The organism is Bradyrhizobium sp. (genome assembly GCF_035652035.1).
Taxonomy (GTDB): Bacteria; Pseudomonadota; Alphaproteobacteria; order Rhizobiales; family Xanthobacteraceae; genus Bradyrhizobium.
On the sequence record NZ_DASREO010000075.1, the window covers coordinates 34338 to 60465 of the forward strand.

Genomic DNA, 26128 nt, shown 5'->3' on the forward strand with positions numbered 1-26128 from the left:
CCGGCGTCGGCATCGTGATCTACGTTGTTCCGTGAATCGGCTAATGTCCTTGTGTGCCCCTGTGCCCCGGAGGACCGCCATGCATCACGCCTCGCGCTGCCTGATGGCATTTGCCGCACTGCTGCTTCTCAGCACGCCTTCGTTCGCAAAAGGCGGCAACATGAGGAGTGACGATCGCTACGATCCGCAGCACATCGAAAACCTGCCGACCGAAGTTCGCGCGCAGGTCCTGCAATTATGTCCCATGCCCAAGGCTCTGCATGAATTTGCCAGCTATACCGACCATCTTCGCAAGGTGGTGCTGCACTTCGAGCGTCTCTACTGCGGGGAGAAACCGTTCTGCGGGCCGTCCGGTTGCCTGCATCAAACCTGGGTGTCGTCCGGCGGCCATTATCGCCTGATCGAAAGCCACTACGCGCCCGAAGGAAATTGACGTCGGGCTGCCTGCCAGCGGACCGGACCAGAGCAATCAGGTTCCAGGGTCAGAGACGCTTAAGCATGTGCGCGTTTTCGGCCGGTGGCAGAGCCAGCCGCCCGCACGGTGCTGCGTTACTTTTTTAACACATGATAGCTAGCTTGGAGGCACGATTTTACCGCCGATTTTTCTTAAAATGAGCAGTTCGGGCGTATGTTCGGCGTGAAGGCATGGATCAGAGCCAGGCGGTCTGGTATCGGCACCGCGCATGTTCTCGCGCCGCGCGGCATTGCGTGCTTCGTCGCGCTGGCCTGCACCGTGCTGGTCGGCCTCGAAATCTCCCACGTCATCGCGCAACGGTCCCAGGTGGTATCGGATGCGCGACAGGACACCGCCAACCTCGCGGGCTCACTGATCCAGCACGCCGAGCTGACCTTCCGCACCGCGGATGCGATCCTGCTCGGTGTCGTGGAAAGGGTTGAGCGCAAGCCGCTGGATGCAGGATTGCGGGAACGTCTGAAGGCCTGGTTCGCCAAGGAGATCAAAAACTCCAACCAGTTCGTGGCCTTCGGCGTACTCGACGAGCACGGCACCATGGTCGTCAACATGCTTGGTGCGGAAAAGCCGGGCCAGTTCGCCGACCGCGACTATTTCATCTATCACCGCAGCCACGACGACGAGGAGCTTCGCATCGGCCGTCCGGTCCACGGCCGGACCACCGGACAATGGCACATTCCGGTCACGCGTCGCATCAACAAGGCGGATGGCACGTTCGGCGGCGTCGCGATTGCCGCGGTCAATCCGCAATATTTTCAGGACATCTACGATCGTCTCGAACTCGGCGACAACAGCGCCGTGATGCTGGCCACGACCGACGGCACGCTTCTGGTGCGGCGGCCGTTCGTCGACGCCAATGTCGGCCGCGACATCACGACGACCCATATCTTTCCGCAGGTGCAAACGGCTCGCACCGGAAGCGTCGAGATCAAGGCGTCGATCGACGGCGTGACGCGCTACAACAGTTTTGAGAAGGGAAACACCTATCCGGTCTTCGTCGTCGTCGCGCAAAACATGGAGGCGCTGCTGGCGCCCTGGCGGGAGAGCGCCATACGCCGGCTGATCGAGACGGCGGTCATGGCCGGCCTGATCCTGCTGATGGGCGCTTTCGTCTGGCGCGCAACCAGGAACCTCGCCAAAAGCTCGCTGGAGCTCTCCAGGACCAACGCCCGCTTCGATGCAGCGCTCGCCAACATGCCGGCAGGCCTCTCCATGTTCGATGCCGACGGCAAGCTCATGGTCTGGAACCAGCGCTATCTCGACCTTTACGGCATGTCGTCAGAGGTCGTGGGGCCGGGCACGGACGTCTACGACATCGCGTCCCACCGCAAGCAGACCGGCGGGCTCGACGGCGACGCCAGGACCTTTGTCAATAACTTCTGGCAGGGGCTGCGCGACGTCGGCAGGAGCGAGAACACGACGCGCCTCAACAACGGACACACGATCTCGGTCGTCAACACGGCGATGCCCGGCGGCGGCTGGGTGGCGATCCACGAGGACATCACCGAGCGCGTCAGCGACGAGGAAGCACTTTTCAACCAGGCCGCGGAGCTGGCCCGCATCAACATGCGGTTCGGGACGGCGCTGAGCAACATGGCGCAAGGGCTGTGCATGTTCGACGAGCGCAAGCGGCTTGTCGTCTGGAACCGCCGCTATGCCGAGCTGCATGACGTGCCCGAGGCGCTGTTGAAGGTTGGCACGCCTTTCGAGACTCTCGTGGCCGACCAGCTCTCCCGCGGCGTGATCAAGGGCTACGCCAGCGCTGACGCGGTGAAGGCAAGGGTGGCTGAAGTTTCCGAGCTTCCGCCGGACTCGCAGCGGATCGAAGAGCTCGCCGACGGCCGCTTCGTGCTGCTGACACGCCAGCCGATGCGGGGCGGCGGCTGGCTCACCATCCTGGAAGACATCACCGACCGCCGGCGCGCCGAAGCCGAGATCGTGCACCTGGCGCGCCACGACGTTCTGACCTCCCTGCCCAATCGCGCGCAGTTCAACGAAAAGCTCGCAGAAGCGGGCAAGCGGCTGAAGCGCGGCGGCGCGCCCGTCACCGTGATGATGGTCGATCTCGACCGCTTCAAAAACATCAACGACACGCTCGGCCATCCCGCCGGCGACGCGCTCCTGATCGAAGCCGGCCGGCGGCTGAAAACCACCATCCGCGAGACCGACCTCCTGGCGCGGCTCGGCGGCGACGAATTTGCCATTATCCAGGAGGGCGGCGAGGCCCAGCATGAGGGCGCGATCTCGCTGGCTTTGCGGATCCTGGGCGCGATCGGCGAACCGTTCGATCTCAACGGCTTTGAGGTCAATATCGGCGCCAGCATCGGCATTGCGATGGCGCCCGAGCACGGCAGCGAAGGCGAAGGGTTGCTCAAGAGCGCCGATCTTGCGCTCTATACCGCGAAAGCCGAGGGGCGGAACGATTACCGCATCTATCACCCCCACATGCTCGAGACGGCGACCTCGCAGCAGCTTGCGGAAAGCGAATTGCGCGACGCGATCGCGCTTTCCCAGTTCGAGGTGCACTATCAGCCGGTCGTGGACGTGAAAACCCGCAAGATCTGCGGCGTCGAGGCGCTGGTCCGCTGGCGGCATCCGGTCAAGGGGCTGGTCGGGCCGGACAAGTTCATTCCGCTGGCGGAGCAGACCGGCCTGATCGCACCGATCGGCGAGTGGATCCTGCACCGGGCGTGCTCGGATGCGGCCAAATGGCCCGCCGACATCAACATCGCCATCAACATTTCCGCAGTGCAGTTCAAGAAGGGCAACCTGTTCGACGTCATCCTGTGCGCGCTGGTCGAGAGCGGCCTCGAACCGACACGGCTGGAGCTCGAGATCACCGAAACCTCGATGCTGGAAAACCAGGAGGCGCATCTGGCGACGATTCGCCAGCTCAAGAATCTCGGAATATCGCTGGCGCTGGATGACTTCTGCACGGGCTATTCTTCGGTGACCTATTTGACGAATTTCCCGTTCGACAAGATCAAGATCGACAAATCGTTCACGCAAGGCGTGCTCGAGCGCCGCGACTACGCCGCGGTGGTCTCATCGGTGCTGGCGCTGGCGCAGGGCCTCGGCAAGGTCACGACGGTCGAGGGCATCGAGACCGAAGCGCAGTTCGAATATATGCGCCAGGCCGGCGTCGAACTCGCCCAAGGCTACCTTTTCAGCCGGCCGGTGCCGGCTTCCGAGCTCGATTTCACCATCCGTTATCCGTCGGTTAAGCAAAATATGGTGGCCTGACACGAGACACGAACAGTCTCTCGAATAGTCGAAGAATTCGATTGGATATTTCGTCATGAGCACGCAAACCCCATCGCACCCCGGTCTGATCGACCAGCTCGAGGATGCCCTCGGCGGCAAGGACCTGGCGCGGCGCGCCGAGATTCTGCGCAAGGTCACCGATCTCTTCGTCCTGCGGTCGGGCTCCTTCTCCGAAAGCCAGATCGAATTGTTCGACAGCGTGATGAGCCGGCTGCTCGAAAACATCGAGAGCGCCGCCCGCGCCCAGTTCGGCAGCCGGATCGCCAGACTGCCCGATGCGCCGCGCGGGGTGGTTCGCGTATTGGCATTCGATTCCGCCATCCAGGTCGCGGGGCCCGTGCTGACCCACAGCGAGCGGCTCGACGATGCGACGCTGGTCGACAACGCCAGAACCCAGAGCCAGAGCCATCTGCTCGCCATCTCCGGCCGCAAGGTCCTGGGCGAGGCCGTCACCGACGTACTGGTGGAGCGCGGCAATCGCGCCGTGGTCTCTGCGACCGCGAATAATGCCGGCGCGCGCTTCTCCGAGTTCGGCGTCACGACGCTGGTGCGCAAGGCGCGCGACGACGGCGATCTCGCTTTGTGCGTCTGGTCGCGGCCGGATATTCCGCGGCAAAACCTGGTCAAGCTGTTCGTCGATGCGTCGGAAACGGTCAAGAACCAGCTGATCGAGGCCGATCCGCGCCGCGCCGAACTGATCAAGGCCATGGTCGCGCAGGCGACCGATGAGATCCAGACCAAGGCGCGCGCCGGCTCCAGCGATTTTGCGCAGGCCGCCCAGCTTGTGCGCGAGCTGAACGCCGCGGGCAAGCTGAACGAAGAACGCGTGCTCGCCTTTGCCGACGAGGGCAGCTTCGACAAGGTGGTCGCAGCGCTGTCCCTGATGTGCGACATTCCGCTCGGCGCCGTCGAACGATCCTTCGTCCAGAACCAGACCGAGCAGATCGTCGTGCTCGCCCGCGCGCTCGATTTCTCCTGGGCGACGACGCTCAAGCTCCTGTTGCTGCATGCCGGCGTCAACGGCTCCTCGCGCCAGCAGCTCGACGTGACGTTCGCCAATTTCTTCCGCCTGCAGCCGGCGACCGCGCAGACCGCGATGAAATTCTACCGGATGCGGGAAAAAGCGAACAAGCCGAAGTGACCGTGCTATGGGGCGCCGACGCCGGCACCCGCCTGGACGTCGGACGGTGTCGCGCCAAATCGCCTTTTGAAGCTGCGGTTGAAATACGACAAATCGCTGAAGCCGGATTGATAGGCGATGTCGCTGATCCTGCGATGCCGGTTTGACGCCGCTGTCAGCAGCCGGCGCGCCAGCGACAACCGCTGGTCAAGTACGAACTCCGAGAATGTCTGCCCCGAATGGGCGAACAAACGCTGCGCCTGTCGCGCGCTGATGCCGCAACCTTGCGCAATTCGATCGATCGTCAGGCCGCCGCGGTGCAGGCTGTCGATCACCTGGGCTTTCATCACCTCTAACCGCGCCGCCGAATATCCTCGCCGCCTGAGCACGTCCTCCTGCCCGGCCCCGCCGCCAAGCAGCAATCCGATGAGATCGACAAGGTGCTGAGCTGCCGCTTGCTGGCCTGGTGCGTCGAGTTCGGCGGCCACATCGTTGCACAGGGCGAAGTAGCGATCGATCAGGGAACGCAGCCCGGCCTCGTTCGCGAGCGGCCGAGCCAATTGAGTTTCCGCGCGCGGCGCGATCTGCAACAGCGCCCGTCGCGGGATGCGCGTCGTGATGAAGCTGCCCTCGGGGGTCAGTTCTGCCGCACCCTCGACATTCATCTCGGTCAGGCACATCTGGCCTTTCGACAATTCGATCGCCCGGCTTTTCTGGGTCACGCGGATCCGGCCGCGTGACGCGGAGATCAGGACGAAGTCGTCGCAGCCGTCCTGCATGAGGTCGCGCGTCCGGGCAAAGCGGGCGGACGATCCATTTGGGGTGGCCAGCGCGAGGGAATGCAGCGACGCAAAATCGTTGCCGCAGTCGATGCAGTCGTCCCTGGCAGGCCCGACGTCCAATCGGCAAAAGCCGCGACAAACACCTTCACGCCACGCTTCGTAGTCACGTCCCCTGGCTGCGCCGCGATATTGAATCGAAAAGCGATTGGGCTGCAGCACCCGGTCCATGAAATCACTCAGTCGCGCAAAAAAATCGAATGAAGATGAAGCGAACAAACGGAAACGGCGCTGCGCCGATCAAGGCCGGCGTCGCCGCAGTCCGAGCGCGTGTCGCGGTGAACCAAGACGACGGGGCAGGCCGTCCTATAGCACTGTGATCGGCGCAATCAAACGAAGGGCGCGAGCTGAAATTCTCGTGATCGCGGGAATACGCCGGCGATGTTCGCGTCATATCGGCGGCGCCGAACGCGCTTCATCAGGCGCAAGGCGCTGCGGAGAGAGATTCTCAATGAACCGGCAAGTCCGAAACACGGCGCTTTTGGCCCAACGCGAACGTGTCATCGCGTTGCACTGCTCGGGCGCTGGTGCAAGCCAGTGGGACGGTCTTGCGCGGGCGCTCGACGAAAAATTCGAGGTCCTGACGCCCGAGCATTTCGGCAGCAAGAGCCGCGGCCCCTGGACTGGAGAGCACGCTTTCACGCTGGCCGACGAAGCATTCGCCACGCTCACGCTGATCGACGAGACCCCACGCCGCGTTCATCTGGTCGGGCATTCCTACGGCGGCGGCGTTGCGCTGAATGCCGCGCTCAATCGGGCCGACCGCATCGCCAGCATGGTGTTGTATGAGCCGGGTGCATTTCATCTGTTGCGGCAGATGCACGAAAGAGGAGCAGCCGCTCACGCCGAGATCGCGGGCCTGGCGCGCAATGTCGGCCAAGGTCTCCTGACCGGCGACTACCGCCGCGCCATCGCTGGATTCGTGGATTACTGGAACGGCCCGGGTGCGTGGCGCATGATGCGACCTGCCGTCCAGGAGGCCTTGCTCAGATGGGCGCCGAAGGGACCGCTGGATTTTCAGGCTTCATTCAACGAGCCGACCCCGTCGTCGGCCTACAGCGCGCTCAAGTGTCCCATCCTGATCCTGAGGGGCGAGCATTCGCCGCGCGCGTCCTGCGTGGTGAGCGAATGTCTGGCCGAACTGTTGCCCAACAGCAGGTTTGCCGTGGTTCCTGGCGCGGGGCATATGGGACCCATCTCGCACGCGAGCGAAATCTGCGCACTGATCGTCCAGCACATTTCCGAAAGCCGGAGTTGACCGCGCTCATCGGCCCGGTCGGGAATTATCGGTCCCCGCGGGGGTTGGAATGCTCGGGAGGCGGCATGGGTCGATCGCCTCGACAGCGCAATTCCCGAGGGAAGCGATGAGTAAACCTGACGGGCTCGGTCTTTCGGCCATCATCGCGTCCAAAGATGCCGGCGCAGATCGCCTGTCAGGATTGAGCGCGGCCTCGGGTCGTCGTCTCTGGCTCGTCGTCCCCGCGCTCTGTGCCCTGGTCTATCCGTCACTGCTGGACCTGCTGTCGGCTGGACTTGTCCTGGTGCACGGGTCGGACGCGCCGAACGGACCGATCGTTTGGGTCGCCGTCTCCGCCTCGCTGACACTCGCGCTCGTGGTCATGCTGGTCAGTTTTGTCTCTGGACTGACGCTCGGATCGCCGCGCGTCGCGAGGCCTGAGGACCTTCGCGCCCGAAGCGTTGCCCTTCTGGCCTTTGCCACGCCCTCGCTCTATGTGGGGTTCGCAAACGTCGGCGGCGTTCTGGGTGCGCCTTCGGCGGTCGGCGTCGCATGGCTGATGTTCTGGGCGCTGATGGCGATGATCGTCCTCGCCAACTCCAGGCCGTCATCGGCAGCATCTGCGATATCGCCCGCCGGATATCAGCGGCTGGGCGCCGCCCATGGCGTTTCGGCGCTCGCGATCCTGCTATTGTTCGTCGCGCCGCATATCGGCAATCATCTGGCCGGCTTCTGGAGCGGGTCAGTCCACACGGACATCATGAGCGTCGCTCGCCGCATCTATCGCAACGATATCGTCCAACCGCTGTTGCTGGCCTTGATCGGCTTTCAAATCACAAGCGGCACCGTGCTGGTGCGGCGGCGGATGACAATGCCGGGCGATATCTTCGGCACCGTGCAGACCATGTGCGGCGCATATGTCGGCGTTTATTTTCTCGCTCACATGACGGCAGTGTTTGCGGCGCGTCATGCCGGCGTCGACACGAATTGGGCCTGGTTGACCCGTCCCAACGACAGCCTGCTGTTCAGTCTCACCAAGCTTCGGCTGATTGCCCATTATTGGGTGGGGCCCATCGCAATCGTCGCGCACGTTGCCTGCGGGCTGAGATGGGTCCTGCTGCAGCGTGACACGTCACCGGCCACCGCCGATCGCATCGCGTGGATCCTCATGACAGCAGGAGTGGTCGTCTCCAGCATCATCATGCTGGCGCTGCTCAACGTCCACATCGCCTGAGAACAAAATCTGCTGCTATTTTTGACGGCTCACCAGCGTCGGTTTGCTCGTGCCCTCAAGACCAGCGAGCGTCAGCACCGTCAGCAGCGCACTCTGCGGACCGAGCCAGGCCTCGACCGGCCTGTACCATTCGCTGCGCGAATGCCAGTTGCCTCCCTGTCCGCCTCCCCCGACCGTGATGGCTGGAATGCCGAGCGACATCGGCTGATTGGAATCGGTGCTCGCGCCCGCAAATGTCACCGGCGCATCGGGCTTAAGCGCTGTGGCCGCGCGCTGCATGGCCTGTGGAAGCGGCGAATCCTCGGCAGTGAGGCCCGCCGGACGGTCGCCAATGAGTTTGATCTCAACGGTTAGCTTGTCGGTCTTCCAACGCGCGTTCTCTTCGGCAACCGCCTGTTTGACGGCATCGAGCAGGCGCGCCTCGAGCCTGAGCAACTCCTCCATGGAATTCGAGCGCATGTCCACCGTCATCCGCGCTTCAGCAGCGATCGCATTGACGGAAGTCCCGCCGCGCACCGTTCCGACGGTGAAGGTGGTCTTCGGCTCGCTCGGCGTTTGAAGGTCGGATATCTTCGCGATGGCCCGGCCCATGGCATGGATCGCGCTGGGCAGCCCGAACTCCTGAAAGCTGTGGCCGCCGGGACCGGTAAAGATCATCTCATAGCGATGGCTGCCGGCGCCGCGATTGACGACACGCGAGATCTCCATTCCGTCGATCGAGATGAACCCGTCGATGTCGGCATGATCGCGAAACAGCGCCTTGACGCCGCGCAGATTGCCAAGCTCCTCCTCGCCGACGGTCGCGACGAACATCACATCGCCCACCGTCTTCACGTCGTTGGCGTTCATGGATTTCAGCAGCGACAGCAGCGCGGCCAGCCCGCGCGAATCGTCACCGATCCCAGGCGCCAGCGCCATGCCGTCCTTCTCTTTCACGGTCACGTCGGTGCCTTCCGGAAATACAGTGTCGAGGTGGGCCGAAATCACAAGCTTTGGCCTTCCCGCGCCGGAACCCTTCCGCAAGCCGATGACATTGCCTTCGCCGTCGATTGCGGCGTCCTTGAAACCAAGCTCGCGAAAGCGCTGCAGCACGTAATTGGCGCGCACGCTTTCCTTGAACGGCGGCGAAGCGATTTCCGTGATGCGCTTCTGTTCGGCAAAGGCCGCGGCATCATCGGCTTTGATGTCGTCGAGCGCCTTGCGCACCTTGGGATCCGCCAGGATAGCCTGCGAGGCGGCGTCCACGTCAGCCGCTGTCGAAGTCTCGGCGCGCACCGCCGTCAGGCTCGCAAGCAACAGCGACATTGCCAGGATCGTCACACGCAGTTCTCTCATCGGATCGTCTCTTTGTTGACTGGAATCCGCATTTTGGGTTCACCGTTAAGCCAGCTTGCAAAATGCACCCATGTCGCCACCGTTACGCGCTGCCTAGGCCCGCCTCCTTCAGCCGCTGGGCGAGAAAGCCGGACAACGCCTCATCGACGTCGCCGGCCACAAAGACTTCGGACGCGGTCACGCCGGTCTTTCCCAATGTAACCATCGCACCGATCCAGTAGGCGAACCAGATGTGCGGATCGGTCAAGGCGCGCAGCTTGTGCCGGTCATGCTCGATCGGCTGGTGGTTGGACGCTTTCCTCACCTCGATCGCCAGCAGGTTGTTCGGGACAGTGCGCTGGTGCACGACGATATCGGGATAGATCGATTTGGCCAGGTGATCGTCGGTTGAGACGATCGAGCCGTGCGGCAGCTGCAAGGTCCGCGGGCCGAGCCGGTCGAAATTGCAATCGATCTGAAAGTCGGGAAATTGCCGTTCCAGCTGCACCGCGAGCCGATGCGTCAGCGCGCGCTCGCCGAGATCGTGCTCGAACAGGAACGCCTCGCGAACGTAAAACTCTTTCAGCGCGGCAACGACCTTGTCCAGCTCGGTGTGCATCTCGGCTCCCGAGGACTTATCCCCGTCGTTGCGAGCGCCAGCGAAGCAATCCAGCAATAGGCAAAGGACTGGATTGCTTCGGAGCTCACGCTCTTCGCAATGACAACTCTCTCACCGAAGCCTTCGGCGAGCAATCCGTCAAAACTGCACTTCGATCAGCCGCGGTCCCTCGGTGCGGACGAAATCCGCAAGCGCCTTGTTGAATTCATCGGCTGATGTCACAGCGCGACCCTCGACGCCCATGCTCCTGGCGAGGCCGATGAAGTCGATGGTCGGCTTGTCGATCTTGAGCATGTCCATGGCGCGTTGGCCGGGCGAGCCGGCGCCGACGCCGTCGAATTCGCCGCGCAGGATCTGGTAGATGCGATTGGCGAACACGATGGTGAGGACGTTGAGGCCCTCGCGGGCCTGCGTCCACAGGGACTGGATGGTGTACATCGCGCTGCCGTCACCGACCATGCAGATCACCTTGCGATCGGGGCACGCCACCGCGGCGCCGGTTGCGACCGGCGTCGAAAAGCCGATCGAGCCGCCCATGTTCTGCAACCAGTCATGCGGGTTGGCTGCGGCCGTCGGCGGAAAGAAGCCACGGCCCGTGGTGATGGATTCATCGACGATGATGGCGTTTTCCGGGATCGCGCACGCGATCGCCTGCGCGATCGAAGCGTGGTTTAGCGGCCCGGTCGGCTTGTTGAGCTCGGCGAGTGCTTGCGGCTTGACGTCGGACGGCTTGGCGCCGAGCGCATCGGCGAGCGCCTCCAGCGTGGCGACCGAGTTGTCGCCCCAGGCGGTCAGGCGGTTGACCTCGCAACCGTCCGGCTTCAGGTGGCTCGGCTTGTTCGGATAGGCGAAGAAGGCGATGGGGTCGTTGGACTCGACCAGGATGATGTTCTTGAAGTCCTTCAAGAGCGGCAGCGCGCTCTCGATCACATAAGGGATGCGGTCGATCGAGAAACGGCCGCGGCCGCGCGCCATGCGCGGGTGATAGGTCTGGCCCATCACCTTGCAGCCGGTCTTGCCTGATATCTGCTGGGCCAGCGCGAGTCCGCGTTCGGTGAGCGCGTTGCCGGTGACGAGCAGCAGGTTCTGCGTACCTCCTGAATGCAGGATCTTCGCCGCCTTCTCGACGGCGTCAGTCGAAAAGCCCGGCTGCTGCTTCGCTGGCTGAACTTGCGCGATGCCGTCGGCCTCGTTCCAGGCGGTATCTGCGGGGAGGATCAGCGTTGCGATCTGCGGCGGCGCGCTCTTGGCGGCGGCAATCGCCGCGGCGCCATCGGCTGCGACGGATTTCGCATTCGGCGAGGTGCGCACCCATTCCGACATTGGCCTCGCGAGCCCCTCGATGTCCGAGGTCAGCGGTGCGTTGTAACCGATGTGGTAGGTCGCGTGCTGGCCCACGATGTTGACGATGCCCGAATGCGCCTTCTTGGCGTTGTGCAGATTGGCGAGCCCGTTGGCGAGACCAGGCCCGAGATGCAGCAGCGTCGAGGCCGGGGTCCCCTTCATGCGGAAATAGCCGTCGGCCGCACCGGTTACCACGCCCTCGAACAGGCCGAGCACGCAGCGCATGCCCTCGACCCGATCCAGCGCGGCGACGAAATGCATTTCGGAGGTGCCGGGGTTGGTGAAACAGACGTCGACCCCGCCCGCAACCAGGGTCCGCACCAGACTTTCCGCACCGTTCATCCCAAAGCTCCCGTTCGCGATTCCAAAGGCTTGACCCAGATCAATCATTCCTCACGGCATTCGTCAAAGGGTCATGGGCTGTCTAGGCGCATAGTTACCATCACCACCGCGTGGGGCTCAGAATTTTAACCGCACCGTTCGAATTCCGTCACGTTCGCTTGCGAAAATACCCCGGTTATGGCCTGCTTGATTGGTTAAGATCAGTAGCTGCGAGGAACCCGATGACCCGGATTTTTGCCGCTCTTGCCGCCGCACTGCTGGTGCTGGCCGCCACCTCCTCCGCCCGCGCCACCATGGATGACGACTTCTTCGGCTTCCGCCGCCCACAGCAGCAATACCCACAGCAGCAGTACCCGCAGCAGCCATTTCAACAGCAGCCGTATCAACAGCCGCAGCGGGCATATCCCTATTACGGCCCCGGCTCCGACTATTATGGCGGCAGCGGCGGAGGCGCCATCCCGCGCGAACGCGTCAGCGCGCCGGTTGCGCAGCCACCGGGCTCTATCTTCATCTCCACATCCGAGCGGCGGCTGTATCTGATCCTCGGCCATGGCGAGGCGATCCGTTACGGAATCGGCGTCGGCCGCGATGGCTTCGGCTGGAGCGGCACCCACCACATCACCGCCAAGAGGGAGTGGCCGGGCTGGACCCCGCCGGCAGAGATGCGCCGGCGCCGCCCCGATCTGCCGCGCTATCTGCCCGGCGGCATCGAAAACCCGCTCGGTGCGCGCGCGATGTATCTCGGCTCGACGCTCTACCGCATTCATGGCTCCAACGAGCCGGAGACGATCGGCCACGCCGTCTCCTCCGGCTGCATCCGCATGACCAATGAGGACGCCATCGATCTCTACAACCGCGTCTCGGTCGGCACGCTGGTGGTGGTGCGGTAACTTTCACCTTCGTCATTCTCCGATGTGCAATTGCACATCGGAGATGCGCCGTCAGGTGCGGACCCGGGATCCCGTTTGCTTCGCGTTCCGGAATGACGGCATAACAAGGCCCTGTAGAGGGTAACGTTTCTTCCTGCCTAGCGTACCTCCGACAGGTATCGTCCAATCGGGAGGATCATGTGGGCAATTTGGGCATCCGGCTTTTCACGCTGACCATATGCGTTGCCGCACTGGTCACCGTTCCCACGATTCCATTCGCAAAGGCGGGTGAGAAGCGGAGCGTGGAAACTGAAAAGACCAGGAAGAGGACCCAAAGGAACGGCCCGAGCGATTTCCAATCGCCTGCATCGAACGATCTGCGATCGCCGACGCTGCCGACATTTCCTCCGCCGATGTATGACGACCTTGATCGAAAGGCCGGAGGCGGCGCCGGCATGTAGGGGGAGGACCGGGATTTCAGCCGGCTAAGCCAACCAGAGCGATTAGCATGAGGCCGATTTCCAACTGTCACAGGCTATTGAATCTGAAAACTAAGGCGTGGGTCTCTTTCCGATCAGGTTCATCATTTTCGCCAGCAGCAGAGCGAAACAGATGATGGCAATCGGATAAACCACAATGAGAGCCAGCGTCATCATCATTATTTCGCCGCGCCAGCCAAAGAAGAATGGCCCGAGTTCAAACGGCATAATGACGCCGACACCGGCACCAATCCCGCCGATCAACGCGATCAACGCCTTGAGTGCGTCTGGAATTCCCTTGGCGAAGCCGGCAATCACGAAGCAAACGAATGCGACCCCGAGCAGGGCCGCTTCCGTCTGATGCATGAGATCGACTGGCCAATCCTTTGTTCCGTTTGCATTGGCGATCCACGCAAACACAAACGTCATTGATCAGCCCCCTAAGCTTTCATTGAAAGCCGACGCAAGTTGCGCAGGCTCTGCCGTTTAAGCGGATTTCTCGAATAATTCCCGCCCGATCAGCATGCGCCTGATCTCGGAAGTGCCTGCGCCGATCTCATAAAGTTTGGCGTCGCGCAGCAGGCGTCCGGTCGGATAGTCGTTGATGTAACCGTTGCCGCCGAGCAACTGGATCGCATCAAGTGCGCACAGCGTCGCCTTTTCGGCCGCATAGAGAATCGCGCCGGCGGCATCCTCGCGCGTGGTCTCGCCGCGGTCGCACGCTTTCGCCACCGCATAGACGTAAGCGCGCGAGGCGTTCATCGTCGTGTACATGTCGGCGATCTTGCCCTGCACGAGCTGGAAATTTCCGATCGCTTGCCCGAACTGCTTGCGCTCGTGCACGTAAGGCAGCACGACGTCCATGCAGGCCTGCATGATGCCGAGCGGTCCTGCCGCCAGCACCGCGCGCTCATAGTCGAGTCCCGACATCAGAACGTTGACGCCGCTGCCGACCTTGCCGAGCACGTTGTCTTCCGGCACTTCGCAATCCTCGAACACGAGTTCGGCCGTATCCGAACCGCGCATGCCGAGCTTGTCGAGTTTTTGCGCGGTGGAAAATCCCTTCATGCCCTTTTCGATGATGAACGCGGTGATGCCACGCGGGCCTGCGGCCGGATCGGTCTTGGCATAGACCACCAGCGTCTCCGCAACCGGACCGTTGGTGATCCACATCTTCGAGCCATTAAGAATGTAACGATCGCCCTTCTTCTCGGCGCGCGTCGACATCGACACCACGTCCGAGCCCGAGCCGGGTTCGGACATTGCCAGCGCCCCGACATCCTCGCCGGAAATCAGTTTCGGCAGATATTTCTTCTTCTGCACATCTGACCCGTTGCGCCGGAGCTGATTGACGCAGAGATTGGAATGCGCGCCGTAGGACAGGCCGACCGCGGCGGAGGCACGCGAAATCTCTTCCATCGCCACGCAATGTTCGAGATAGCCAAGGCCCGAGCCGCCATATTCCTCCTCGACCGTGATGCCGTGCAACCCGAGCGCCCCTAACTTCGGCCAGAGGTCGATCGGAAACTGATTCGTCTTGTCGATTTCGGCGGCGCGCGGCGCGATCTCGTTGGACGAGAAATCGTGAACCGTCTCGCGCAGCGCATCCGCGGTTTCGCCGAGGTCGAAATTGAACATCCGGTATGCGTTGGGAATCATGGAAAAGTGTCTCCGGAAAACCAAACGTTGTTTGAAACAGACTTAATCCCCTGAATTGGACTTGTCACGGGCGACAAAAGCCCGGTAACGGCGTTGCCGTGGCATGCCAAGCGGGCCATCGCCATTCCGCCAAAACTCTCTCTTGCCCTCACACGCGCAAGGGGATGTAATTTGGCCAAAAGCCTACCATCTTCCGAGACAACGGATGAGAAGAGACACCTAGTGGAGTGGATTTGACATTCGCTGCCCGCCCAGCCGCGAGTTCGTTAAGCGAATGTCAAATCCAGAACTCCACTAGAAACCTATATTTGCTAGTGGTCCTTCTAATTCTAACATTCGCAAAGGTGCCGCTGAGAGGGGACGCGAATGTTAGAATTGGACCACTAGTCAGGGAAGAACGGCTATGAATATCCAGACATCGCCCAGCAAACAGGAATTGATGCGCGCCGCGCGCGAGGACGCCTATTCCCTGCCGATCGAGGATTTTCATCCCGGCGCGCCGCAATTGTTCCGCAACGATACGCTGTGGCCCTATTTCGAACGGCTGCGCAAGGAAGCGCCGGTGCATTACTGCACCAAGTCGCCGATCGAGCCGTACTGGTCGGTCACCCGCTACAACGACATCATGCATGTCGACACCAATCACGGCATCTTCTCTTCCGACGTTTCGCTGGGCGGAATTTCGATCCGGGACGTCCCGCCCGGCTACGACTGGCCGAGCTTCATCGCCATGGACCAGCCGCGCCATTCGGCGCAGCGCAAGACCGTGCAGCCGATGTTCACGCCGACGCATCTGGACGAACTGGCGATCCTGATCCGCCAGCGCACCGCGCGCGTGCTGGACTCGCTGCCGCGCAACGAGACATTCAACTTCGTTGACCTCGTCTCGATCGAACTGACGACGCAGATGCTGGCGACGCTGTTCGATTTTCCGTTCGAGGAACGCCGCAAGCTGACGCGCTGGTCGGACGTCTCGACCGCGCTGCCCAAAGGCGGCATCGTCGAATCCGCCGAACAGCGCCGCGCCGAGATGGACGAGTGCGCCGCCTATTTCTCAAAACTCTGGAACGAACGCGTCAACGCCGAGCCGCGCAACGACCTGATCTCGATGATGGCGCACAACGAGGCCACGCGTTACATGGACCCCGACAATCTGATGGGGAACATCATCCTTTTGATCGTCGGCGGCAACGACACCACCCGCAACACCATGAGCGGCTCGGTGCTGGCGCTGAATGAACATCCGGACCAGTACCAGAAGCTTCGCGACAACCCGGCATTGATCGACACCATGGTGCCGGAAGTCATTCGCTGGCAGACCCCACTCGCCCATATGCGCCGCACCGCGCTGGTCGACACCGAACTCAACGGTCAGAAGATCCGCAAGGGTGACCGCGTCGTGATGTGGTACGTCTCCGGCAACCGCGACGAGGACGTGATCGAGCGGCCGAACGAGTTCATCATCGATCGCGCACGGCCGAAGATCCATCTGTCGTTCGGATTCGGCATCCACCGCTGCGTCGGCATGCGGCTTGCCGAGCTGCAACTGAAGATCGTCTGGCAGGAAATCCTCAAGCGCTTCGACCGGATCGAGGTGGTGGGCGAGCCCAAGCGGGTCTATTCCTCTTTCGTGCGCGGCATCGAGTCCTTGCCGGTGCGCATACCTGCCTAGACTGGCTAAGAAGCGGGTACTAACCTCTTGAACGCGCTTCGGGAGCCGCCTATCCCGAGGAGCCGTATCCTGACGTCTGACCCGCAAGCCGAAACCCGATGACCGCCTCCGACCAGCCTGACGAACATGCCGATATCCGCGACGCCGTCGCCAAGCTCTGCGCGCAATTCGGAGGCGAATACTGGCGCAAGCTCGATCGCGACATGGCCTATCCGAAGGCTTTCGTCGATGCGCTCACCGAGTCCGGTTACCTCTCGGTCCTGATCCCCGAGGAATTTGGCGGCGCGGGTCTGAAACTTTCGGCCGCGACTGCGATCCTGGAAGAGATTCATCGCGCCGGCTGCAACGCGGGCGCCTGCCACGCCCAGATGTACACCATGGGCACGGTGCTGCGGCACGGTAGCAATGCGCAAAAGGAAAAATGGCTGCCGAAGGTGGCGAGCGGCGAATTGCGCCTGCAGGCGTTCGGCGTCACGGAACCGACCAGCGGCACCGACACGTCCTCGCTGAAAACCTTTGCCCGCCGCGAAGGCAACGACAGTTATGTCGTCAACGGCCAGAAGATCTGGACCAGCCGCGCCGAATATTCCGACCTGATGATCTTGCTCGCGCGCACCACGCCGAAGGAGCAGGCAAAGAAGCGCACCGACGGCTTGTCAGTCTTCATCGTCGACATGCGGGAAGCGAAAAAGGCGGGGCTCTCGATCCGCCCCATCCGCACCATGATGAACCATTCGACGACGGAAGTGTTCTTCACCGACATGAAAGTGCCGGCGGAAAACCTGATCGGCGAGGAAGGCAAGGGATTCCGCTACATCCTCTCCGGCATGAATACCGAGCGCATCCTGATAGCGGCCGAATGCATTGGCGATGCCAAATGGTTCATCGAAAAGGCCTCGACCTACGCCAAGGATCGCGCCGTGTTCGGCCGCCCGATCGGCCAGAATCAAGGCATCCAATTTCCGATTGCCAAAGCCTATGCCGCGATGCGGGCGGCCGAGTTGATGGTGAAGGAAGCGGTTCGGAAGTATGAAGCCGGCCTCGACTGCGGCGCGGAAGCCAACATGGCCAAGATGTTGGCGGCGGACGCCTCCTGGGAAGCGGCGAATGCCTGCGTGCAGACCCATGGCGGATTCGGCTTTGCCGAGGAATATGATGTCGAGCGCAAGTTCCGCGAAACGCGGCTCTATCAGGTGGCGCCGATCTCGACCAATCTGGTGTTGTCCTACATCGCCGAGCATATTCTCGGCATGCCCCGCTCCTACTGAAGAGAAATGGCGATCCGAGTTGCAGCAACCTGTTCCTTGCGGCCATCCTTCGAGACGCCCTCCTTCGGGCACCTCAGGATGAGGACCTTCTACGCGTCGAGCTTTGATATCCTCATGGTGAGGAGCGCGGAACGCGCGTCTCGAACCATGAGGCCGCGGGCCGCTTTGCCGAAAGACGTGCGAACCATGAGACACAACCATGCTGCCGCTTGAGGGAATAACCGTCATTGCCGTCGAACAGGCGGTTGCCGCGCCGTTCTGCTCGTCGCGGCTCGCCGACGCCGGCGCCCACGTCATCAAGGTGGAGCGGCCCGAAGGCGACTTCGCGCGTGGCTACGACGCCGCCGCCAAGGGACAAAGCAGCTATTTCGTCTGGCTCAACCGCGGCAAGGATTCGGCCATCGTCGATCTCGCCACCAAAGAGGGCCGAACTGAACTGGAGCGGCTGATCGCAAGCGCCGACGTGCTGCTGCAGAATTTAAAGCCCGGATCGATGGACAAGCTCGGCTTTTCGCTGGAGCGGCTGAAAAAGGATTATCCGAAGCTGATCTGTTGCACCATCACGGGCTATGGCGACGAGGGGCCCTACGCGCATCGCAAGGCCTATGATCTTTTGATCCAGGCCGAGAGCGGGCTCGCCTCGATCACCGGCGGGCCGGAAGGTCCCTCCCGTGTGGGCTTGTCGATCGTCGATATCGCGACCGGCGCCACCGCACATGCCTCGATCCTCGAAGCCCTGATCGCGCGTTCGCGCACCGGCAAGGGCGCCGACATCAGGATTTCAATGTTCGACGTGATGGCGGACTGGATGACCGTGCCGCTGATTAATTCGGAAGCTGGACAACCACCGAAACGCATCGGCCTCGCCCATCCCTCAATCGCGCCCTACGGCGTCTTCCGCTCAAAGGACGGCAAGGACATCCTGATTTCCATCCAGAGCGAGCGAGAGTGGAAGACGCTCTGCGCCAAAGTGCTGGATCAGCCGGACTTGCCGAACGACCCGCGCCTGTCCAACATGGTCGAGCGCGTGAAAAACCGCTCGCTGACCGACGGCATCGTCGGCGACAGTTTTGGGGCGATGACGCGCGATGAGTTGCTCAAGCGCCTGGCCGACGCCGACATTGCCTTTGCCGAAGTCAACACCATGGACGATCTTGCGCAGCACCCGCATTTGCGGCGGATCGATGTGAACACGCCGAAAGGTGTGGTGAGCTATCCGGCGCCGGCAGCGATCTTCGTCGGCGAGCCGCGTCACTATGGAGCGGTGCCCGCGATCGGCGAACAACCGGCGGCGCCAGGAAAAGACTCTGCGCGGAAGGCATCATGAGCGAAAAGCCCGACCTCGATCATTTGCGACAGTGGATCGGTCGCACCACGGAGGCTTCCGACCTCGTCACCGCGCGACTGGTGGCCGAATTGCGCGCCACGCTGTTTCTCCCGATCGGCGAACCGAAACGAGGGGACGCCGCGCCATTCGCCACGCATTGGTGCCTGACGCCGGCCATCGCGCCCGCGTCCGAAATCGGTCCGGACGGTCATCCGAAACGGGGCGGTTTCCTGCCGCCGGTGCCGCTGCCGCGCCGAATGTGGGCGGGCGGTGAAGTCGAGTTCTTCGACACGCTGCGCGTTGGCGACGAGGTGACGCGGACTTCGCGCATCAAGGACGTCAATCTGAAAAGCGGCTCGACCGGCCAACTGTGCTTTGTCGCCGTCGACCATGAGTATGCGACCTCGCGCGGCACGGCCATTCGTGAACGGCATGACATCGTCTATCGCGACATCACAACTGGATCCCCCGCCCCTGCGAAATCCGCAGCGCCGCCGGCAGCACAACATCGCGAGACGCATCTTGCCGATCCCGTGCTGCTGTTTCGTTACTCGGCGCTGACCTTCAACGGCCACCGCATTCACTATGACCGCGACTACGTCACCAAGGTCGAAGGCTATCCGGGCCTGATCTTTCACGGCCCGCTGCAAGCGTCGCTTCTGATCGAATTCGCCGCCAAATTGCGCGGCCGCGTGCCCAAGAAATTCGTCTATCGCGGCCTGCAGCCGCTGTTCGAGGGCGAGTTCTCGGTCAACGCCAACGACGTGGACGGCGGACTGGAGACCTGGACCGCGAACACGCAAGGCGCCCCCACCATGAAGGGCACAGCGACGTGGTGAAGACTGTCTCCGTCATTGCGAGCGAAGCGAAGCAATCCAGAAATGCTTCCATGGAAAATATTCTGGATTGCTTCGTCGCTCCGCTCCTCGCAACGACGGGGTGAAATATTGCCCCGCAAGCCGGCCAAAACTTCCTCGCCCCTCACCGTCAAGCAGGCGACCTTCGATCTGCTGCGCGCGTTCGGCATCAAAAAGGTGTTCGGCAATCCCGGATCGACCGAGCTGCCGTTCCTCAGCGACTGGCCCGACGACATCGATTACGTGCTGGGCCTGCAGGAAGCATCCGTGATTGGCATGGCCGACGGCTATGCGCAGGCGACGCGCAACGCCGGATTCGTCAATCTGCATTCGGCCGCCGGCGTCGGCAATGCGCTCGGCAATATCTTTACCGCCTATCGTAACCAGACCCCGCTCGTGATTACCGCGGGTCAGCAGGCGCGCTCGATCCTGCCGCTGCAACCGTTTCTGTTCGCCGAGCGCGCGTCGGAATTTCCGCGGCCTTACGTGAAATTCTCGGTCGAACCGGCAAGGCCTGAGGACGTGCCGGCCGCGATCGCACGCGCTTATTACACGGCGATGCAACCACCGTGCGGGCCGACCTTCGTGTCGGTGCCGATCGACGACTGGCAACAACCGGCGCAAGCGGTTGAGGCGCGCAGCGTCACGCGCGAGCTTGGCCCCGATCCGGACGTGATCCGAGGACTGGCCAAAGCGCTTGCGGCGAGTGAGCGGCCCGCTTTTGTCGTCGGTCCCGCCGTCGACCGCGCGCAGGCCGTCGATCTCTTGGTGCGGCTCGCCGAGAAGACCCACGCTTCCGTCTGGGTCAGTCCGTTTTCGGCGCGATGCAGTTTTCCGGAGCGTCATCCGCAATTCGCCGGCTTCCTGCATGCCTCGCCGGGCCAGCTCTCGGAGGCGCTGCGCGGTCACGATCTGGTGGTCGTGATCGGCGCGCCAGTCTTCACCTTTCACGTCGAAGGCCATGCGTCGATCTTCGACGGCGCAACCGCGCTGTTCCAGATCACCGACGACGCGGAAGCCGCCGCCGTGACGCCGGCCGGCACCAGCATCGTCGCAACCATGAAGCCGGCGCTGTCAGCTCTGATCGAGATGGCTGGCGAGACAAAGCGCGCCATGCCGAAAGGCCGTGCGCTGCCGCCCGCGCCCGCGGCCGCCGATCCGATTCCCGCCGCGTTCCTGCTGCACAACCTTGGCCTGGCGATGCCGCGCGGCGCCGCGCTGGTCGAGGAAGCACCCTCGCACCGTCCGGCGATGCAGAACTTCATGCCGATGGCGGGCGCGGACAGTTTTTACACGATGGCGAGCGGCGGATTGGGTCACAGCCTGCCGGCCGCGGTCGGCATTGCGTTGGGGCAGCCGAACATTCGCACCGTCTGCCTCATCGGCGACGGCTCGGCGATGTATTCGATCCAGGCTTTGTGGACAGCGGCGCAGCGCAAATTGCCTTTGACCGTCATTGTCATCAATAACGGGGGTTACGGCGCGATGCGCTCGTTCAGCCAGGTGATGCAGGTGCGCAACGTCCCGGGTCTCGACATGCCCGGCCTCGACTTTGTGAAGATCGCCGAGGGCATGGGCTGCGACGCGGCGCGCGTGACGAAATCATCGGAACTGGCGGCTACGCTGAAGCGCGCGCTTTCCCACAACGGCACGAGCCTCGTCGAGGTGATGGTCGATTCCGCCGTGCCGGTGCTTTATGCCAGGAATGGCTAGCGCGTTATAGCGCTCTCCTCGTCATGGCCGGGCTTGTCCCGGCCATCCATGTCTTTGTCTCCCAAACAAGTATAAGTAAGACGTGGATCACCGGGACAAACCCGGTGATGACAGCGGTTTAGATGGCGTGACCTTCCGTCACTTGCCGAACTCATCCCTGAGCTTCGCCTGGATCTTGGCCATGCCGCCGATCCAGCGGTCGTAATTTTCGGTCTTCTTGCGCATATAGCCGAGCACCTGCGGGTGCGGCAAAATCAAAAACGTCTCCTGCTCGATGCCTTTGAGCGCGTCGGCTGCCACCTGCTCCGGCGCAAGATCGCCGTCGCCGGACTGCGGGCCTTTCGGGATCGAGCGCAACATCTCGGTGTCGACGCCCTGCGGGCAGAGGATCGAGACCTTGATGCCGTCGGCCTTGTGCGAGATCGCAAGATTCTCCGCAAAGCCCACCGCCGCATGCTTGGTGGTCGAATAAGCTGGGCTTCCGACCTGCGACAGCAATCCGGCCGCGGAAATCGTGTTGAGGAAATACCCCGCCTCGCGCGCCTTGAAGCGCGGAACGAGATGTCGTGCCGCATAGACATGCGCCATGACATGAACGGCAAAGCTTCGCGTAAACGGCTCATCCGAGGTGCCGCCGGCGTTCACCGAGAGCGGATCGAAACCGGTGCCGATACCGGCATTGGAGCAGAACAATGCGATCGGGCCGAACAGGCGTTCGGTCTCCTCGATGACGTGAAGGACGTTCTTTTCCTGGGCGACGTCGCATTTGAATGCCGCGCCATCGACCGAAGCCGCTACCGTTCGCGCGCGCGTCACGTCGATGTCAGCGACCACGACCTTGGCGGCGCCAGCGCGATGAAACGCTTCGCACAGCGCCCGGCCAATGCCGCTGCCGCCGCCGGTGACGACGACGATTTTGCCGCTCACGAGCATCGCAAAACCTGATGTTTGAGGATCGAACCTACGCCAGAACCAGATCGAGCACGGCCGTGTAGTGGCACGCCGCGCCGAGAAGCACGAAACAATGCCAGATCACATTCTGGAACCGCAGCCGTTGCCATGCGTGGAAGATTACCCCAAAGCTGTACAGCAGGCCACCGGCGAGAATGAACCAGAGTGCCATCTGCGGCAGCGAGGAGAGGCCGGCGTCATAGGCGATGATGCCGCTCCAGCCCATGGCGAGGTAAAGCCCGACCGCCAGGCGGTCGAAGCGGCCAGGGAAGATCAGCTTCACTGCGATGCCCATCACCGCGACGCCCCAGACGCCTGCGAGCAGCGACATCGCAAATGCGCGGTCCTGCAGCTGCGCGAAGATCGGCGTGTAGGTCGCGGCGATCAGCACATAGATCGCCGAATGGTCAAAACGTCGCAGCAGCCATTTGCGCCGCGACACCGGCCAGAGATTATAGGCGGCGGAGAAGCCGAGCATCGCGAGCAGGCCCGCGGCGTAGACGGAAACCGTGACGACCTCGTAGGCGGAAGCGAACACCGCCGCGAGCACGATCAGAACTGTCACTGCGATCAAGGCGGAGAATACGCCAACGCCATGGACGATGCCGTCGGCGATCAGTTCGGCGCGGTCGTAATTCCAGCGGATGGCGCCGGCTGCCGCATGGGCCGAATGAGAGGCAAGCTGTTTCAGTCTGAAGACGGTCATCACGGATACAGGTTTCTTCAATGAAACAGATAGTAGCTTGATCTGCGTCAAAGATCCCCTAAGCGGCTAGTGGAGCCGATTTGACATTCGCCATCAATCTGGCCGCGAATTCGTTAAGCGAATGTCAAATCCTAAACTCCACTAGAAACATATATTTCGCTAGTGGTCCTTTGATTCTAACATTCGCAAAAGTGCCCACCGAGGAGGGATGCGAATGTTAGAATCGGACCACTAGGAGGAAATCGCGACCTAAATGTGAAAGCTTGATTTTGCGCCATCAATCGCCAATTTGTGATTGATTTGCCAAGCTTCTTTTCCCGAGCCGGCCGTTCCCCTGCCGAGTTAGACCACGAGCGCATGGCCTTTGATTTTTCCGACATGGTCGAAGAGGCGCGCATCTCGGCCCGCGCGCTGAGGGACTTCAGCGAAGGCCTTTTCAACCCCACGCTGCGGCTCGGCATCACCGGACTTTCACGGGCCGGCAAGACCGTGTTCATCACGGCGCTGATCCACGGCCTCACCCGCGGTGGACGCTTTCCGGTGTTCGAGCCGCTCGCCTCGGGGCGGATCGCCCGCGCCCGCCTCGAGCCGCAGCCGGACGATGCCGTGCCGCGCTTCGACTATGAACGCCATGTCCACACCCTGATCGCGGAACGAGCCTGGCCGAACTCGACCGTCGACATCAGCGAATTGCGGCTCGTCGTTGACTATCAGCGCCAGAATGGCGCCGAGCGCACGCTCACGCTCGATATCGTTGACTATCCCGGCGAATGGCTGCTCGACCTGCCGCTGCTCAACAAGAGCTACGAGCAATGGTCGAAAGAGAGTCTTGCGCTGTCGCGCGGCAGCGCCCGCAGCCCCCTTGCCTCGCAATGGCATGCATACCTGTCCGACCTGAAGGCGGAAGCGCCTGCCGATGAACAGGCGGCACTGACCTCGGCGCGGCTGTTTACGGACTATCTGCGCGCATGCCGCGACGAGCGCTTCGCCATGAGCCTGTTGCCTCCCGGCCGCTTCCTGATGCCGGGGAGCTTGGCGGGATCGCCGGCTTTGACTTTCGCGCCGCTAGAGGTTCCCGAAGACGGCAGCGCGCCGGAAGGCTCACTGTGGGCGATGATGCGGCGGCGCTATCAGTCCTACAAGGATGTCGTGGTGCGGCCGTTCTTCCGCGACCATTTCGCGCGGCTCGACCGTCAGGTGGTTCTGGTCGATGCGCTCGCTGCATTCAATTCGGGACCTGACGCGCTGCTTGATCTCGAAGCCGCTTTGGCCGGCATTCTCGATTGCTTCCGCATCGGCCGCGGCACGTTTCTCAACGCGCTGTTCCGCCCCAGGATCGACCGCATCCTGTTTGCGGCGACCAAGGCCGATCACCTGCATCATTCGAGCCACGACCGGCTCGAAGCCGTGCTGCGCCACGCGGTCAACCGCGCCGTGATGCGTGCGGAAGATACCGGCGCCGCCATCGACGTGGTGGCGCTGGCCGCCATCCGCGCCACGCGCGAGGCGCAAGTGACGCGCGACCGGGACAACCTGCCATCGATCCTGGGAACGCCGATCGCAGGCGAAAAAGCCGACGGCGAGATCTTCGACGGCAACGCGGAAGTCGCGACCTTTCCCGGCGAATTGCCGGACGATCCGCAAGCCTTGTTTGAAGGCGAGAGCGCCTTTCGCGGCCTTGCCAGCGCGCAAGCCGACGCTGATTTTCGTTTCCTGCGCTTCCGGCCACCCCGCCTGGGTGCTGGCGACGCCTTGCCGCACATCCGCCTCGACCGGGCGCTGCAGTTCCTGATCGGAGACCGGCTGCAATGAAGCCTCCTTACCGCCGGCCCGCGACCTTCAAGCTCGACGACCCCTCCGTCGTCGTCACCGATCCGGACGAGACGAGCCGCCCCTCGCGCGGCACGGTTCAGATCACGCCGGAAGTCGACGCGCCGCAGTTGCCTGCGGTCGTCGAGCCGACCATCCTTCCCGCTGAGCGGCGCTTCCGCTGGGGCGCGCTGTTCTGGGGCGCGGTCGGCGGACTGGTGCTGCTGGCGGCGGCCCTTGGCGTCACGCAGCTGATCGAGAATCTGTTTGCGCGCAGCGACAGCCTCGGCGTGCTGGGGTTGGCGCTGACCTCAATCGCGATCGTCTCATTCCTCGTCATCGGCGCGCGGGAGGCGGCCGGCCTGATGCGCCTTGGAGCAATCGAACAGCTGCACGCGCGCGCGACTGAGGTGATCGCAAGTGACGACCGCAACCAAAGCCGCGCCGTGTTGCGTGACCTCTTGAAGATCGCGCACCAGAACCCGCATCTGGCGCGCGCTCGCGCCACGCTGGCGAACCACGCCGGCGACATCATCGACGGCGCCGACATGATTCGCCTCGCCGAACGCGAGTTGATGAGCCCGCTCGATCAGGAAGCGCGGCTTTTGATATCGAGCGCAGCCCAGCACGTCTCGCTCGTCACCGCGATCAGTCCGCGCGCGCTATTTGACGTCGCCTTCGTGTTCGCCGCTTCGATGCGCCTGATCCGGCAACTCGCGCTGCTGTACGGCGGACGGCCCGGCACGCTCGGCATGATCAAGCTGATGCGTCACGTGCTGGCGCATCTTGCCATCACCGGCGGCATGGCGGCGAGCGACAGCGTGATCCAGCAGCTGCTCGGGCACGGGCTCACGGCGAAACTGTCCCAGCGGCTGGGAGAAGGTTTCCTCAACGGCCTTCTGACCGCGCGACTGGGCCTCGCTGCCATCGACCTCACCCGTCCGCTGCCGTTCACGGCGTTGCCGCGGCCCGCGCTCACCGATCTCGCAAAAGACCTCCTGCGAAAGCGCGAGGATGCTGACGAGGCGTGATT

At 62.7% G+C, this 26128-nt stretch carries 21 protein-coding genes; 13 read left to right on the top strand and 8 right to left on the bottom strand.

Translation table 11 applies throughout. The features are described 5' to 3' along the window. Positions 1–79 precede the first annotated feature (79 nt). The 3 genes from VFB05_RS20060 to VFB05_RS20070 all read left to right on the top strand — a co-directional run bounded on the left by VFB05_RS20060 (position 80) and on the right by VFB05_RS20070 (position 4877). Positions 80–433 (top strand): hypothetical protein, encoded by a 354-nt coding sequence (locus tag VFB05_RS20060; RefSeq protein WP_325015343.1) that lies wholly within the window; start codon positions 80–82, stop codon positions 431–433. A gap of 195 nt (positions 434–628) precedes the next feature. After that, complete coding sequence (locus VFB05_RS20065; protein ID WP_325015345.1) at positions 629–3715, top strand: bifunctional diguanylate cyclase/phosphodiesterase; 3087 nt, start codon at positions 629–631, stop codon at positions 3713–3715. Positions 3716–3770: 55 nt separating this feature from the next. After that, on the top strand, positions 3771–4877 hold the full coding sequence (locus VFB05_RS20070; protein WP_325015348.1) for a DUF2336 domain-containing protein: 1107 nt from the start codon (positions 3771–3773) through the stop codon (positions 4875–4877). Positions 4878–4882: 5 nt separating this feature from the next. Here the strand turns inward: VFB05_RS20070 and VFB05_RS20075 are convergent, their stop codons facing one another. Continuing rightward, on the bottom strand, positions 4883–5866 hold the full coding sequence (locus VFB05_RS20075; protein WP_325015350.1) for an AraC family transcriptional regulator: 984 nt from the start codon (positions 5864–5866) through the stop codon (positions 4883–4885). A gap of 280 nt (positions 5867–6146) precedes the next feature. On the opposite strand from VFB05_RS20075, the gene VFB05_RS20080 reads away from it, so the two are divergent. Continuing rightward, on the top strand, positions 6147–6953 hold the full coding sequence (locus VFB05_RS20080; RefSeq protein ID WP_325015352.1) for an alpha/beta fold hydrolase: 807 nt from the start codon (positions 6147–6149) through the stop codon (positions 6951–6953). Positions 6954–7059: 106 nt separating this feature from the next. After that, positions 7060–8166, top strand: coding sequence for a hypothetical protein (locus VFB05_RS20085; protein ID WP_325015354.1), 1107 nt, complete (start codon positions 7060–7062; stop codon positions 8164–8166). A 15-nt stretch (positions 8167–8181) separates the two neighbouring features. Here VFB05_RS20085 and VFB05_RS20090 read toward each other — a convergent pair whose 3' ends face one another. The 3 genes from VFB05_RS20090 to VFB05_RS20100 all read right to left on the bottom strand — a co-directional run bounded on the left by VFB05_RS20090 (position 8182) and on the right by VFB05_RS20100 (position 11785). Next, a complete protein-coding gene (locus VFB05_RS20090; RefSeq protein ID WP_325015356.1) occupies positions 8182–9501 on the bottom strand; it encodes a M20/M25/M40 family metallo-hydrolase in 1320 nt (439 codons plus the stop codon). An 82-nt stretch (positions 9502–9583) separates the two neighbouring features. Further along, on the bottom strand, positions 9584–10099 hold the full coding sequence (locus VFB05_RS20095) for a hypothetical protein (RefSeq protein WP_325015358.1): 516 nt from the start codon (positions 10097–10099) through the stop codon (positions 9584–9586). A 138-nt stretch (positions 10100–10237) separates the two neighbouring features. Continuing rightward, on the bottom strand, positions 10238–11785 hold the full coding sequence (locus VFB05_RS20100) for an acetolactate synthase large subunit (protein ID WP_325015360.1): 1548 nt from the start codon (positions 11783–11785) through the stop codon (positions 10238–10240). A 221-nt stretch (positions 11786–12006) separates the two neighbouring features. Here VFB05_RS20100 and VFB05_RS20105 point away from each other — a divergent pair, with 221 nt between their 5' ends. Next, the gene (locus tag VFB05_RS20105) at positions 12007–12675 is read left to right on the top strand and encodes a L,D-transpeptidase (RefSeq protein WP_325015362.1); all 669 of its coding nucleotides are present in this window, start codon (positions 12007–12009) and stop codon (positions 12673–12675) included. Positions 12676–13205: 530 nt separating this feature from the next. On the opposite strand, the gene VFB05_RS20110 is transcribed toward VFB05_RS20105, so the two are convergent. Both VFB05_RS20110 and VFB05_RS20115 read right to left on the bottom strand, forming a co-directional pair. Continuing rightward, positions 13206–13562: a hypothetical protein gene (locus tag VFB05_RS20110; RefSeq protein ID WP_325015364.1), complete on the bottom strand. Its 357-nt coding sequence runs from the start codon at positions 13560–13562 to the stop codon at positions 13206–13208. A gap of 57 nt (positions 13563–13619) precedes the next feature. Further along, positions 13620–14792 carry an isovaleryl-CoA dehydrogenase gene (locus VFB05_RS20115; RefSeq protein ID WP_325015366.1) on the bottom strand — a complete coding sequence of 391 codons (1173 nt, stop codon included), beginning with the start codon at positions 14790–14792 and terminating at the stop codon, positions 13620–13622. 403 nt (positions 14793–15195) lie between these two features. Here VFB05_RS20115 and VFB05_RS20120 point away from each other — a divergent pair, with 403 nt between their 5' ends. The 5 genes from VFB05_RS20120 (at position 15196) to mdlC (ending at position 21629) form a co-directional block, all read left to right on the top strand. Continuing rightward, positions 15196–16464 carry a cytochrome P450 gene (locus VFB05_RS20120; RefSeq protein WP_325015368.1) on the top strand — a complete coding sequence of 423 codons (1269 nt, stop codon included), beginning with the start codon at positions 15196–15198 and terminating at the stop codon, positions 16462–16464. Positions 16465–16562: 98 nt separating this feature from the next. After that, a complete protein-coding gene (locus VFB05_RS20125) occupies positions 16563–17732 on the top strand; it encodes an acyl-CoA dehydrogenase family protein (protein ID WP_325015370.1) in 1170 nt (389 codons plus the stop codon). Between the two features lie 199 nt (positions 17733–17931). Continuing rightward, positions 17932–19059 (top strand): CaiB/BaiF CoA-transferase family protein, encoded by a 1128-nt coding sequence (locus VFB05_RS20130; protein WP_325015372.1) that lies wholly within the window; start codon positions 17932–17934, stop codon positions 19057–19059. After that, a complete protein-coding gene (locus tag VFB05_RS20135) occupies positions 19056–19898 on the top strand; it encodes an FAS1-like dehydratase domain-containing protein (RefSeq protein WP_325015374.1) in 843 nt (280 codons plus the stop codon). The genes VFB05_RS20130 and VFB05_RS20135 overlap by 4 nt, the downstream gene beginning before the upstream one ends. Positions 19899–20006: 108 nt before the next feature. Continuing rightward, a complete protein-coding gene (gene mdlC / locus VFB05_RS20140; protein ID WP_325015376.1) occupies positions 20007–21629 on the top strand; it encodes a benzoylformate decarboxylase in 1623 nt (540 codons plus the stop codon). A 138-nt stretch (positions 21630–21767) separates the two neighbouring features. On the opposite strand, the gene VFB05_RS20145 is transcribed toward mdlC, so the two are convergent. Then, positions 21768–22562 carry an SDR family oxidoreductase gene (locus VFB05_RS20145; protein WP_325015378.1) on the bottom strand — a complete coding sequence of 265 codons (795 nt, stop codon included), beginning with the start codon at positions 22560–22562 and terminating at the stop codon, positions 21768–21770. A 28-nt stretch (positions 22563–22590) separates the two neighbouring features. Further along, on the bottom strand, positions 22591–23286 hold the full coding sequence (gene trhA, locus VFB05_RS20150) for a PAQR family membrane homeostasis protein TrhA (RefSeq protein WP_325015380.1): 696 nt from the start codon (positions 23284–23286) through the stop codon (positions 22591–22593). A gap of 357 nt (positions 23287–23643) precedes the next feature. Between trhA and VFB05_RS20155 the strand changes: the two genes are divergently transcribed. Next, positions 23644–25098, top strand: coding sequence for a YcjX family protein (locus VFB05_RS20155; protein ID WP_325015382.1), 1455 nt, complete (start codon positions 23644–23646; stop codon positions 25096–25098). Continuing rightward, complete coding sequence (locus VFB05_RS20160) at positions 25095–26126, top strand: TIGR01620 family protein (protein WP_325015384.1); 1032 nt, start codon at positions 25095–25097, stop codon at positions 26124–26126. Before VFB05_RS20155 ends, VFB05_RS20160 begins: the two co-directional genes overlap by 4 nt. The last annotated feature ends 2 nt before the right edge of the window (positions 26127–26128 follow it).